The 13,384-nt window shown below is 44.4% G+C and carries 10 protein-coding genes; 2 read left to right on the forward strand and 8 right to left on the reverse strand.

Annotated features, from left to right (window positions below):
• Nucleotides 1-28 precede the first annotated feature (28 nt).
• The 5 genes from RXX31_RS17400 to znuA all read right to left on the reverse strand — a co-directional run bounded on the left by RXX31_RS17400 (nt 29) and on the right by znuA (nt 8,195).
• On the reverse strand, nt 29-259 hold the full coding sequence (locus RXX31_RS17400; protein WP_317590913.1) for a FeoC-like transcriptional regulator: 231 nt from the start codon (nt 257-259) through the stop codon (nt 29-31).
• The gene (gene feoB / locus RXX31_RS17405; protein WP_317590916.1) at nt 256-2,532 is read right to left on the reverse strand and encodes a Fe(2+) transporter permease subunit FeoB; all 2,277 of its coding nucleotides are present in this window, start codon (nt 2,530-2,532) and stop codon (nt 256-258) included. Before feoB ends, RXX31_RS17400 begins: the two co-directional genes overlap by 4 nt.
• On the reverse strand, nt 2,532-2,759 hold the full coding sequence (locus tag RXX31_RS17410; RefSeq protein ID WP_317590917.1) for a FeoA family protein: 228 nt from the start codon (nt 2,757-2,759) through the stop codon (nt 2,532-2,534). Before RXX31_RS17410 ends, feoB begins: the two co-directional genes overlap by 1 nt.
• A 976-nt stretch (nt 2,760-3,735) precedes the next feature.
• Entirely contained in the window at nt 3,736-7,113 is a 3,378-nt protein-coding gene (locus tag RXX31_RS17415) for a helix-turn-helix domain-containing protein (RefSeq protein WP_317590919.1), read from the reverse strand.
• A gap of 200 nt (nt 7,114-7,313) precedes the next feature.
• Nucleotides 7,314-8,195 (reverse strand): zinc ABC transporter substrate-binding protein ZnuA, encoded by an 882-nt coding sequence (znuA, locus tag RXX31_RS17420; protein WP_317590920.1) that lies wholly within the window; start codon nt 8,193-8,195, stop codon nt 7,314-7,316.
• A gap of 78 nt (nt 8,196-8,273) precedes the next feature.
• Here znuA and znuC point away from each other — a divergent pair, with 78 nt between their 5' ends.
• Both znuC and znuB read left to right on the forward strand, forming a co-directional pair.
• Complete coding sequence (znuC, locus tag RXX31_RS17425) at nt 8,274-9,059, forward strand: zinc ABC transporter ATP-binding protein ZnuC (protein WP_317590922.1); 786 nt, start codon at nt 8,274-8,276, stop codon at nt 9,057-9,059.
• Nucleotides 9,052-9,837 (forward strand): zinc ABC transporter permease subunit ZnuB, encoded by a 786-nt coding sequence (gene znuB / locus RXX31_RS17430; protein ID WP_020336308.1) that lies wholly within the window; start codon nt 9,052-9,054, stop codon nt 9,835-9,837. The genes znuC and znuB overlap by 8 nt, the downstream gene beginning before the upstream one ends.
• A 101-nt stretch (nt 9,838-9,938) precedes the next feature.
• Here the strand turns inward: znuB and sucD are convergent, their stop codons facing one another.
• From sucD to odhB, 3 genes are all read right to left on the reverse strand, one after another.
• On the reverse strand, nt 9,939-10,811 hold the full coding sequence (gene sucD / locus RXX31_RS17435) for a succinate--CoA ligase subunit alpha (RefSeq protein ID WP_053395190.1): 873 nt from the start codon (nt 10,809-10,811) through the stop codon (nt 9,939-9,941).
• On the reverse strand, nt 10,811-11,977 hold the full coding sequence (gene sucC / locus RXX31_RS17440) for an ADP-forming succinate--CoA ligase subunit beta (RefSeq protein WP_264902568.1): 1,167 nt from the start codon (nt 11,975-11,977) through the stop codon (nt 10,811-10,813). The genes sucD and sucC overlap by 1 nt, the downstream gene beginning before the upstream one ends.
• Nucleotides 11,978-12,171: 194 nt before the next feature.
• Nucleotides 12,172-13,377, reverse strand: a complete 1,206-nt coding sequence (gene odhB / locus RXX31_RS17445) for a 2-oxoglutarate dehydrogenase complex dihydrolipoyllysine-residue succinyltransferase (RefSeq protein ID WP_317590928.1) — start codon at nt 13,375-13,377, stop codon at nt 12,172-12,174.
• Between the last annotated feature and the right edge of the window lie 7 nt (nt 13,378-13,384).

Here is a 13,384-nt window from a genome sequence, read left to right on the forward strand (position 1 = left end):
AAATGAGGCGGCTTTTCTATACGACGATTTACATTGTTACGGTGAGAGATAATCCATCTTGACTTGTCACAGCATAGCGTATGCGGGTCACATGATGCGCTTTATTGGTGTCTACCAAACGCGTGATACGGCCCTTGTTGATCCACACACTCAGCATAGCATCAGCACCATCTTCACTCATGCCAAACTGCTTTGCCAATTCAGACTGAGACACGGCACCGTTATCTGCAATATATTGATAAAGCTGTTTTAAAATCATGCCACTTGTGCCTCCAGCAAACCTTGCTGTTTCTTACCAATACGCTTAAATACACGATAAGTACTAAAGAAGATCGCTACGATTACTGCCATCCATACCCCACTGGTAATAGGGCTGTCCGCAAAGTGCATCATTTGATGATAGAAAGTCGCCGATAGATACGCTAACCCCATCGTCCATACCGCTATAAAGCGTGCAAAGTTGCTACCAAATTCACGAACATATGCTCCTATTGCTGCCACACATGGCGTGTACAAAAGGATGAAGATTAAGTATGCGAACGCGGCATGGCCAGAAACAAACTGAGATTTGATATTGCCAAAAATAGAGGCATCAATTTCTTGCTCTTCTGCTACCGCATATGAATCGGTTAAGTCACCAACCTCAATGCCTAAAGGATCTGAGTAACTAAGACCGGCAAGGTTCTCAGGTATACTCATTACCGCCTCCTCTAAGCTACCTAGTAGATCGTATTCAGCTTCGTCACCATCCGTTGGCGTGGTGTATAGGCTGTTCAGCGTACCGACTACCGCTTCTTTCGCGAAGATACCGGTAATAATACCCACCGTCGCAGGCCAGTTGTCTTTTTCGATACCAATTGGTGCAAACACTGGGGTGACAACCTGTGATGCTTTTGAAAGTACCGATTTCTCGCTATCTTCATTACCAAAGCTTCCGTCAGTACCGAGTGAGTTTAGGAAGCTCAGCAGCGCTACTACGATAACAATGGTTTTACCAGCTCCTAGAACAAAACGCTTAAGCTTTTGCCAGGTTTTTATCACGACATTCTGTAAAGTCGGTAGCTCGTAATTAGGCATTTCCATCACAAAGCTATCACTGCTACCAGGGTAAAGTGTATTTTTAAGAAACAGGCCAGTGAAAATAGCCGCCACAATACCAAGCAGGTAAAGTGCAAAGACGACATTTTGACCTGAGTCAGGGAAGAACGCTGCCGCAAACAATGCGTAAACAGGTAGGCGAGCACCACAAGACATAAACGGAACCATGGATGCCGCCAGTTTACGTTCACGTTCTTGATCGAGAGTACGGGTCGCCATAATAGAAGGAACATTACAGCCAAATCCCAAAACAAGCGGTACAAAGGCTTTACCTGGCAGGCCAATTTTCTGCATCACTTTATCCAGAACGAATGCCGCACGAGCCATATAACCAGAACTTTCCAGAACCGCGAGGAACAAGTACAAACAAGCAATCACGGGAATAAAAGTTGCAACTGTCTGAATACCACCGCCGATACCATCGGCAAGAACAGTCACCAACCAAACAGGTAAGTGATCATCCAGTAAGTAATGACCACCATCAACTAATAAAGCACCTACGCCGATATCAAAGAAGTCTATAAATGCACTACCAATGTTTATCGAAAACATAAACATCAGGTACATGACCGCAAAGAAAAATGGAACACCCACCCATTTATTCAGAATAAACTGATCAAGCTTTTCTGTTACGCTGCGACTGAGCTTACCTTCGCTACGACGAACCTTCTTACACTGCTCATGCAAATGGGTGTACTTGGTGTCCGCCACGTGTAAGTCAATGTCTAACTCAAGCGCCGCAATGGATGCCAAAACTGAGCTTCTGTCACTGTCTGCAAGGCTGTTCAGCACTAAAGTATCTTTTTCTAATGCACGAATAGCAAGTGCACGATGAGAGACGGTTTGATCACTAAAAAGTGTTGAGACTTCTTCAATCGCCGCTTCCATTTGCGCACCATAGTTCAACGCCAGATCTTTAAGCGCAACCCCCTGAACAATGGACTTATGCAATTGCTCTTTAAATTTGGCGACTTGCTCCTTGTTCGTCGCTGACAAGCTAAGAACCGGGCAACCCAACATCTTCTCCAGCTCCGCGACATTAATCATTTGGCGCTCGCGCTTTAACGCATCCATTTTGTTCAGGACGACAACCATTGGACGGCCAAGCTCACGAAGCTGTAGGGTCATATACAAGCTGCGCTCTAAACTCGTTGCATCAACAACATTGATGATAAGATCTGCAGGGTGAGTCAGTACGGCGCGTGAGGCAATTGACTCATCAATGCTGTTGCCATCATTACCACTATCCAGTGAATAAATACCAGGGAGGTCTGTCAGTAAAAAATCATCACCTGCGTGTTTGAATTGCCCTGTTTTTTTCTCGACGGTGACACCAGCCCAGTTACCGACCTGTTGCTTTGCGCCAGTTAAACCATTAAAAAGAGTTGTTTTGCCGCTATTAGGATTACCGACAGTGAGTACTTGATACTGCATTACACTCTCTCCACTTCGATTTCTTGAGCAATCGCCTCTCTTACTGCAACAGACACACCACGAACTTCAACTTGTAATGGGTCCCCCATCGGAGCACGTCGAATCACTTTAACGACGGTATTAGGCAATAGCCCCATTACCATTAGCTTTTTCCTAACCTCAGGTGAGAGACCATCTAATACGCGAATCGTCACAGAATCGCCGGGGATAATTTGTGATAGCTTCATAGTATCTCCAAGATTATTGCTAATGATAAATATTTTCATTTAAAGAATTAATGCTGCAATAGTACTCCTATGTAACCTCTCATTTATTGTGTGAAATCAAAGTTACCACAAATGCTCTCCCCTCTTTTAAACGTCAACTCCGTTAACTTTTAACACGTCAATTTCGTCAAAACTAATTTATTTGGCAATGATTAGTGTTGGAAAACAAAGTAAAAGCATAATAAAAAATAATATTTATCCTTAAATATCAACAATATAAATAAACAATAAGAACATTGTCGCTTTTTTCACATTAAAGTGTCGTTATTTTTATAAGAAAAATAAGTAACCCCTCGTATAGTTAACCCATCGAGAGGTCGTCCTCTCAAATGTATTCCAGAGGTGGCATGTTACATGCCACTCCGGCAGCAAGCGAAGGTGTCATTGACACCCGTGGTATAGTCCCCCCGGCTATACCACGATCTTTTTTTTCATTGCTTGTCCTAACTCCCCTATCTCGATAGCGTATTAACTCTTTTCGTCAGCTCAAAACTTTCCCTGCAAACTTACCGATTGATCAATTCAATTTTGATGTGAACGCTACTACGGTTTCACCAACCCAAAGATACTTAGAAAAGAACGTGATTAAGAATCTGCTCTCCTAACACTTCTTCTTACTACCATGAGATTCCTCATTAACAATTCCGGGAGCCGCTCTGATGACAGTGCTCTAGCCAGCCTATTGATTTTATGTCCAACAGGAACAGGACTTAATAAAGAGCCACATACTCAAACCATAAGGTTATCCTCGACAACGACAGAGGAGCATAATTCAGGATCTCGTTACCGAGTGCGTGGGTGTTAAAGGTGTGAGTTTCAGCGAAGAGGCTACAGTGTGTCGATCCCTGATGTCACTAGCGCTCCTCGGAATGACACTGGTGAGTGATAATTGTACGCACTCAAACTATAAACATTTGAGCGCTATTGGTGGGACAAATCAGTTTACTTCTTGGCTTTCTTGAGTCATGGCAAATTTTGAAGGGGGCAAGCCGAAGTGTAACCTGAACTTCTGGCTGAAGTAAGAAGGGTCATTAAAACCACAATTAAATGCTACTTCACTGATTTTCTCTCCGGCGAGTAGCTGCTCACAGGCAGTTTCTAAACGTACTTCGGTTAAGTAATCTTTTAACGTTCTTGAAGAGGCGGACTTGAAGCGTCTTTGCAAACTGCGTTCTGACATAAACAACATTTTTGCCGCGCAAGCCGTACCAAATTCAGCATCATGGTAATGTTCAGCTACGATCTGATAGACTTTTTGTAACCACTCATCCTCAGGGCTCACTAAGTTTTCCATCTCTTTTTCTACTTCGAACTCCGGCATAGCTTGTTCTGTGTTGTCGAGTTCTCTCGCCACTGGCCATGTAATCTCAATTTTGTTTTGCGCATCAGAAGTAAAAACGGCTAAATGGCCTCCGCTCTCGCTGACCAACTGAGACAAATTCTCGGTTCCAAGGTCGGTATAATGACCACTTGAACCCCGACCTGACGATAATTTCTTGGGTAACTGTTTGCCGTAATCAATAAAACTTAACCAGACGACGTCACTATCCTCAGACAACATGAGCTTTATCGTTTGCCCACGATAAGAACGTTTAATGATATTGGCGAAAACAGTGTTAAAAATGACGTCTAAGTTGAAGCTTTCCAGCGCAATTCGACTCGATTTATGCTCATCAACAAGCTCAACCACAATGCCTGCTTTCGATAAATCTTCTTTCCATACATCAACGACAGATTGAGTTATTTGGCTCAAATTATAATTCTGACTACCACTACTAGAGTCATCCGGAACGGTTCTTAATTCGTTTAACTGCCAATAGGTTTTAGCAAAGTGATCGCGTGTAGAGGAATCAGTCTGTTGCGGAAACTTAGACGCGAGATGGTCGATGCTTGATTTAATTGATTGCGCAACATGATCAACCAATAGGTTTCTCACCTGAATCTGTTTGCGAAGCTGTTGGTTACTGGTGAGTAATACGCGGCTTTGGTGTCTAAGTTGATTGGTTTTGAGAGTGACTTGTGAAGCCAACGCTCGATTGACTTGGACCATATAACGAGAACGCCAATACGTGAGTAAACCCATGATAATCAGCGTCGAAGCAAGGAAACCAAAAATAGCCAGTGAAGATAAATACCAGGGTTGCTCAACCTTGAAGCGAGACTCTAGGCCAATCAAACCTGCAGAGACTTGAGACTGACTACTTACTTGAAGATGATACTCCCCGGAATTAAGGTGATCTAAAGTAAGTTGACCGCCTTCCAAAGTTTGCCAAGGTTCATCTTCACTCAATCGATAATACAAGTTTTGACTATCGAGGCTTGGTATGATGCCAAAACGGAAACTGAGTGATGAACCATAAGGTAATTGAACCCCTTCAAGGTTGGCACCTCCAACTTGAATAACGTCATTGTCGTGCACCACCTGACTGACGAGAAATCTGGACTCGGGAGGATGTGATACTAGCAGCGCAGAGGTGTTGGCTTTGACCAAACCAAATTTTGAGCCAAAGACTAACTCACTACTCTCTCCTTCAATTCTCTTGATAACAGTACATACTCCCGACAGGAATTCGTTGTTTAATAATCCCGATGAAGCAGAGAAATGCTTTACCAGTTCTCCAGAAAGATTGTAAAAGCTTAACCCGACTGACGAAGCAAGCCAGACCCCCTGCTCATCGCTTATCAAACAAGCAGGTCTGGCATTAGAAACACTCAACTCTAAAACTTGTTTTTCATCGCTGGTAGTCATCGTTTTAAATAAACCGTACGATGAAGCGAACCAGCGGTTACCATCAACAGCAGTGATAATATCTAGCGACTCACCAAATTTTTCAGAAAAACGTTTGAAGCGGATTTGTTGATTGTCGTATTCATAAACACCATGATCCGTCCCGATCAATAACCGGTCTTTCGTATCATATAAGCTGGTTATTTTTGCAGGTAAGTACTGGCCGACCAACCAATCACCGCCAAGATTCCTTACTCGTTGATTGGCGATATCAACGTTATACAGTTGATAGCCACTTGCAACCCAAACGCGCGAAGCATCGTCTGCGGCAAGGTGTTCAACCGCATGCCCGGCCATCACTTGTAAGTAGGGGAAAGTGATCTCTTTTAACCCATCGAGCTCGAATACTTGTAAACCTTCCGATGTCGCGAGCCAAAGCATTCCCTCTTGAAACACCAGATCATTGATTGGAATGTGAGATTCGAGGATAACTTTGTTGCCATGCAACCCTCGACGGTAGAGTTTGTAATCATCAGCGAACCACAACGCACCATCAGGTCCAGTCACGGCTTTGCGAATTCTGCCCGATAATGTTTCTGAGTCGTAACTACTAAATGTAATCCGTTCAAACTTTTTACTGAACAAAGAGTAGTAGCGAATTCCCTGACTGGTCGCGATCCACATACCACCCATATTGTCACTCATAAGTGAAAATATTTTGTTGCTGTCCAGTTCCAACTCAAGAAAGCTGGCAGATTTAACTTCCGTCACTTCGCTAGTTAAAAACGAATACAAGTAGAGACCATGCTCGGTTCCTACCCAATACTCTTGATTAGTCTCTGCAAACGTTAATACATGTGAGCCACCGACTTGGTTAACTTGCTTATCCGGCTCATCGATGTTGAAAATTAACGCTCCCCGAAGCGTCCCAACCAAAATTTCTCGTCGCGTAGGAGAGTAGTAGATTTTTTCTATATAGCTCTGACCAGATTCAGCGACATGATCAAAGGCGTTCCCTTCAGACAGATAGAAGCCCGAAGTCGTGGCAAGTGCCCATTTATTTTCTATAAAAATCGCATCGTTAATATAGACGTAACTGTTGTTACTATGATGGTAAAGCTGGAGTAATGAATACGTTTTTAACTCACTGGTTTCAGTATTGTAAGTATAAAAGTGTGCGCCATCACTGACCCAGATAAAATGTTTAGACGCGCCGATCTTTCTGATTTGGGAACCGGGGTTGAGGCTGAATACCAAGCTTCGCCCTTGATTTGGATAGGTTTGGTAGACTTCATTCTCAACAAAAGTCCAAAACGCCCCTTTATAGTAGGCAAGCTGTTTAACTGGTTTGTTTAAAAAACTACCTGATTTAGGGAGTATATTCTGACCATCATAGAATAAAACACGCCCATGAACGTCATGTATCCAGAGGCCGCCTTGCTCTCCCATGTATAAGTTTTTTGCAGCAACAAACGTCCCCTTAACCTGAGTCGGCAAAGGGTAAAAAATCGCATTGGCTTTATTAAATGCGAATGCATGAGATGAAATGACCGCTCCCAAAAGTATGAGAGCAAGATAGCGTAGCAAGACGAAACCTTTAATATCTAAATTTATATTAACTCGTCACACTTCATGCCTTATCTAACATGGTTATTTCGAGACGAGAATTATCGGATAATAATATCTCAATTGGTTTTAGAGAAAAGGTTCGCCTTACCAAAGGTTGCAATTCTTACTGCTGGATCACGTAAAAAAGAAAATTCCGATAGAGGAAAACAACCTCATTACTACTTTTTGCTTAGGCACTGCGCGAAACTATCCGCCATACCGGACAGGAAAGTGAAGTAACTTCCAGCTTTAGTTTCAATGGCACTTGCTAATGGATCCAGCTCACCTTTTGCCACGTCACTGCCGCGCATTACGCTTTCAACAACCGCTGGCGTAAATTGTGGTTCAGAGAACACACAGGCAACATTTCCTGAACTGAGAGCTTTACGAATACCAATCAATGTTTTTGCTCCTGGCTTGCGATCAGGGCTCACGGTAAAGGCACCAAGCTGATTTAATTGATAACGCTCTTCAAAGTAGCCATAGGCATCGTGGAATACAAAATAGCCTTTATCTTTTACTGCAGCGAGTTTCTGCTGGATTTCACGATCAGTAGTCGCAAGTTGAGCTTCGAAGTTAGCCAGATTCTGTTTGTATTTGCTCTCATTGGTGGCATCGGTCTCTATTAGCTTATCAGTCAAGGCTCGAGCGACTTGTTTGACTGGTTCAACGCCAAGCCAAAAGTGAGGATCATAAGAACCATGATCATGACCGTCATGATCATTATCGTGTTCATTATTAAATTCACGCAATGATAGGCCGGGAATTTGACTGATCGTCATCGTATTTGATTTACCTACCATGACTTTTTCAAGAAAAGGCTCTAAGTCATGCCCGTACCAAATGACAAGATCAGCTGAAGCGACTTTCTTAACGTCTGAAGGACGCAAAGCATAATCATGAGGGGAAGTATTTGACTGCAACAATAACTCTGGTTCAGTAACCCCCTGGGTAAGCTCTGTCACCACCAATTGGATAGGTTTTATACTGGTAAGTACGGTTACTGCCTGCGCAGGCAGAGTAAGTATTGCTGAAGCTGCAAGAATTAATGCTCTTTTCATAGTTTTACTTGGGATATCGAGTGGAAAGTGCAATAATGTTACATTATAACATTATAGATTTGCAAACGAGTTTCATTCATGTCTTCATTAGTCCATCTGGAACACTTAAGCGTCGAGTTCGATGATCGCAAGGTTCTGGACAACATCAGCATGGAATTAGCAAAGGGTAAAATAACGACCCTAATTGGTCCCAATGGCGCTGGGAAATCAACGCTAGTAAAAGTCATTTTAGGCCTCCAGAAGCCCACGAGCGGTAAAATAACTAAGAAAAAGAAATTAAAAATTGGTTACGTCCCACAAAAATTAAAGCTCAATGATTCTTTACCATTAAATGTCACTCGATTTTTAAATTTGGCAGGGAAATACAGCAAGCAAGAGTGTATTGATGCACTAAGGCTTGTCGGAGCTGAACACCTAATCAGCAGCAATATGCACAGCTTGTCCGGTGGTGAAAATCAGCGCGTCCTCCTCGCTCGTGCTTTGCTTCAGCGTCCTGAGCTTCTTGTTCTCGATGAACCCGCTCAAGGCGTGGATATTCAGGGACAGATTGACTTGTATGACTTGATAGAGAGCATACGTCACCGCTTTGACTGCGCAATTTTCATGGTATCCCATGACTTGCATTTGGTGATGGCTAAAACAGATGATGTGATTTGTTTACACCATCATGTTTGCTGTTCAGGTTCTCCTGCCATGATTACCCAGGATCCCTCCTATATTGCCTTATTTGGCAATGCGGGCAGAGAATCATTAGCGTTTTATCATCATGACCATCACCACCATCACGACTTATCCGGTGATCCGGTTTCCGGTGATGCATCATCTTGCGCCAAGCATAACCACGGACACCATCACCATGATTGAGTTTCTGCTCCCCTCTATTCTTGCCGGTATTGGCATCGCAATTATCGCCGGGCCACTAGGTTCCTTCGTCGTCTGGCGAAAAATGGCCTACTTTGGCGACACACTAGCCCATGCCTCTCTAATGGGCCTGGCGCTTGGCTTTTTGCTCAATGTGAACATTTACCTGGCTCTACTCGTGTGCTGTTTGGCTCTCGCCGTACTGCTGGTAACACTACAAAAGCAACAATTGGTCGCCACTGACACCTTACTCGGTATTCTGGCTCACAGCTCACTATCAGTAGGCTTAGTATCGGTTAGCTTTCTGGATAACGTGCGCGTTGACTTGATGAGTTACTTATTTGGTGATTTGCTCGCTGTTTCATTGCAGGACCTGATATTTATTTATGCGGGTGTTGTTGCCGTTAGTGCATGTTTATACATTTTCTGGCGCCCACTGCTATCGAGCACGGTCAGTGAAGAGCTTGCCGCAGTGGAAGGCGTGAATACCGATCTTGTACGTCTGGTACTGATGTTGATGGTAGGCGTTGTGATTGCGGTGGGCATGAAGTTTGTCGGTGCATTGATCATGACATCACTACTTATTATCCCAGCGGCAACGGCGCGAAAACTGTCTTCCACACCAGAACAGATGGCGCTGTTTGCCTCCATTATCGGTTCGATTTCTGTATTGATGGGACTAAGCCTGTCTTGGCATTTTGATACGCCAGCGGGCCCGTCTGTGGTTATCAGTGCAACTTCTCTGTTTATGCTAAGCCAGATAATCCAACGCAAAGCATAAGGATGCAATCAGTCTGAGTTTAGTTTTGCTCATTGTTATCCAACTACCACGATCAAAAAAGCCTGGCAATGCCAGGCTTTTGTAATCAAACAGGTAGTAAATTACCAGCCTGTTACTTCACGTAGACCTTGTCCAATCTCTGCTAGAGATTTAACGGTCTTAACGCCAGCCGCTTCTAGTGCAGCGAACTTGTCTTCAGCAGTACCTTTACCACCCGAGATGATCGCACCAGCGTGACCCATACGCTTACCTGGAGGCGCAGTTACACCAGCGATGTAAGAAACAACTGGCTTAGTCACGTTCTCTTTGATGAACGCTGCCGCTTCTTCTTCTGCTGTACCACCGATTTCACCGATCATTACGATCGCTTCTGTTTCAGGGTCTTCTTGGAACAGTTTTAGAATATCAATGAAGTTTGAACCTGGGATTGGGTCACCACCGATACCAACACAAGTAGACTGGCCGAAACCTTCGTCAGTTGTTTGCTTAACTGCTTCGTAAGTAAGTGTACCAGAACGAGATACGATACCTACTTTACCTTTCTTGTGGATGTGACCAGGCATGATACCGATCTTACACTCGTCAGGAGTGATAACACCCGGACAGTTAGGACCGATCATGCGAACGCCTGTTTCTTCTAGCTTCACTTTTACGTCGATCATATCTGTTGTAGGGATACCTTCCGTGATAGTTACGATTAGCTCGATACCTGCGTCAATCGCTTCTAGGATTGCATCTTTACAGAAAGGTGCTGGTACGTAGATGACTGTCGCTGTTGCGCCAGTTGCTTCTACTGCTTCACGAACTGTGTTGAATACAGGTAGACCTAGGTGAGTTTGGCCGCCTTTACCTGGAGACACACCACCAACCATTTGCGTACCGTATGCGATAGCTTGCTCTGAGTGGAAAGTACCTTGACCACCAGTGAAACCCTGACAGATTACTTTAGTGTCTTTGTTAATTAATACAGACATTATTTAGCCTCCGCAGCAGCAACAACTTTCTGAGCAGCATCTGTTAGCGACTCAGCAGCAATGATATCAACATCAGAATTAGCAAGAACTTCGCGACCTAGGTCTGCGTTAGTACCTTCTAGACGAACAACAACTGGTACGTTTACACCTACCTCTTTAACCGCACCGATAATACCTTCTGCGATCATGTCACAACGTACGATACCACCGAAGATGTTTACTAGTACTGCTTTCACATTGTCATCAGATAGGATGATCTTGAATGCTTCTGCAACACGCTCTTTCGTTGCGCCGCCACCTACATCTAGGAAGTTAGCAGGTTTGCCGCCGTGTAGGTTTACGATATCCATCGTGCCCATTGCCAGGCCAGCACCGTTAACCATACAGCCAACGTTACCATCTAGAGCTACGTAGTTCAGTTCCCACTGAGCCGCGTGAGCTTCACGCTCGTCTTCTTGTGATGGATCGTGCATCTCACGAAGTTTAGGCTGACGGTAAAGTGCGTTTGAATCGATGTTGATTTTGCCGTCAAGACATAGCAGGTTGCCTTCGCCAGTAACCACAAGCGGGTTGATCTCTAGTAGAGCAAGGTCGTACTGAGCGAACATCGTGCCAAGACCCATGAAGATCTTAACGAATTGTTTGATTTGGTCACCTTCAAGACCAAGTTTGAACGCAAGCTCACGACCTTGGTAAGCTTGTGGGCCGACTAGTGGATCGATTGCTGCTTTGTGGATTAGCTCCGGAGTTTCTTCCGCAACTTTTTCGATTTCCACACCGCCTTCAGTAGAAGCCATGAAAACGATCTTACGGCTAGCACGGTCAACTACCGCGCCTAAGTAAAGTTCGTTTGCAATGTTTGATGCTTCTTCAACAAGGATTTTTGTTACAGGCTGACCATTTGCATCTGTTTGGTAAGTTACTAGGTTTTGACCTAGCCATTTCTGTGCAAACTCTTTTACGCCATCTTTTGTATCGTGTAGCTCTACGCCGCCCGCTTTACCGCGGCCGCCTGCGTGAACCTGACACTTAACGACTTTCTTCGCTGTGCTGATACGGCCCGCAGCTTCAAAAGCTTCTTGTGGTGTATCACATGCGTAGCCTTCTGGCACAGGCAAACCGAATTCTGCAAACAGCTGTTTGGCTTGGTATTCATGCAAATTCATTTCGATATTCCGTTTGTTTTTCCCCAAAGGGATTTATTATTTCCATAACGCTGCAGTCTTGGCTGCTTGTACGTCTGTAGGGTCTTCTCAAATAAACCACAGAGTGATTCAGATGAAGGCCAGACGTCGAGCTAGTCTAGCCATTGAAATTTTTAACGTCTAGCCACGCAAGGCAACTAGACGTTTTAGCGATATTAAACGTCTAATAGGAGACGTGCTGGATCTTCTAGTAGCTCTTTAATGGTTACTAAGAAACCAACAGACTCACGACCATCGATTAAACGGTGATCGTAAGATAGCGCTAGGTACATCATCGGCAGGATTTCTACCTTACCGTCCACCGCCATTGGACGCTCTTGGATCTTATGCATACCAAGAATCGCCGATTGCGGTGGGTTGATGATAGGTGTAGACATTAATGAACCGAACACACCACCGTTAGTGATAGTGAAGTTACCGCCCATTAGCTCGTCTACTGTTAGCTTACCGTCACGACCTTTGATCGCTAGCTCTTTGATGCCTTTTTCTACATCAGCGAAGCCTAGTGTGTCACAGTCTTTTAGTACTGGAGTCACTAGACCACGTGGTGTAGATACTGCCATGCTGATGTCGAAGTAGTTGTGGTAAACGATATCATCGCCATCGATAGACGCGTTTACTTCAGGGTAACGTTTTAGCGCTTCAGTGACGGCTTTCACATAGAAAGACATGAAGCCAAGACGAATACCATGACGCTCTTCGAACTGATCTTTGTACTGTTTACGAAGGTCCATGATTGGCTTCATGTTAACTTCGTTAAACGTCGTTAGCATCGCCGTGCTGTTCTTCGCTTCCAGTAGACGGTTTGCAACAGTCTTACGTAAGCGAGTCATAGGAACACGTTTCTCACTGCGTGCCGCTGCTGGTGCTTCAACCACTGGCGCTTCCGCTTTAGGCGCTGCTTTCGCATTCGCTAGGTGTGCTTCGATGTCTTCACGAGTAATACGACCACCAACACCTGTGCCTTTCACTTGGCCAGCTTCTAGGTTGTGTTCAGCCAGTAGACGACGAACTGCTGGGCTTAGCGCGTCATTATTCTCTTCAGTAAGTGCCGCTTTGTGACGCTTATCTGGAGATGCTTGCGTACCTTCTGTTTTATCTGCAGTTGGCTCACCCGCAACCGCACCAGGCTTCAATTTAGCAATCAGCTGCTTTGAAAGTACTGTCGCACCTTCGCCTTCAACAATAGCTTCCAAAACACCCGCTTCCGGAGCCGGTACTTCTAGCACTACTTTATCGGTCTCGATATCAACCAGTACTTCATCTCGCTCAATAGCGTCGCCTGGTTGTTTGTGCCATGTCGCTACGGTTGCATCTGCAACTGATTCAGGTAAATCTGGAACCAGAATTTCAATTGTCATATCTGTT

The sequence above is a fragment of the Vibrio sp. EA2 genome, assembly GCF_033042495.1.
GTDB lineage: Bacteria > Pseudomonadota > Gammaproteobacteria > Enterobacterales > Vibrionaceae > Vibrio.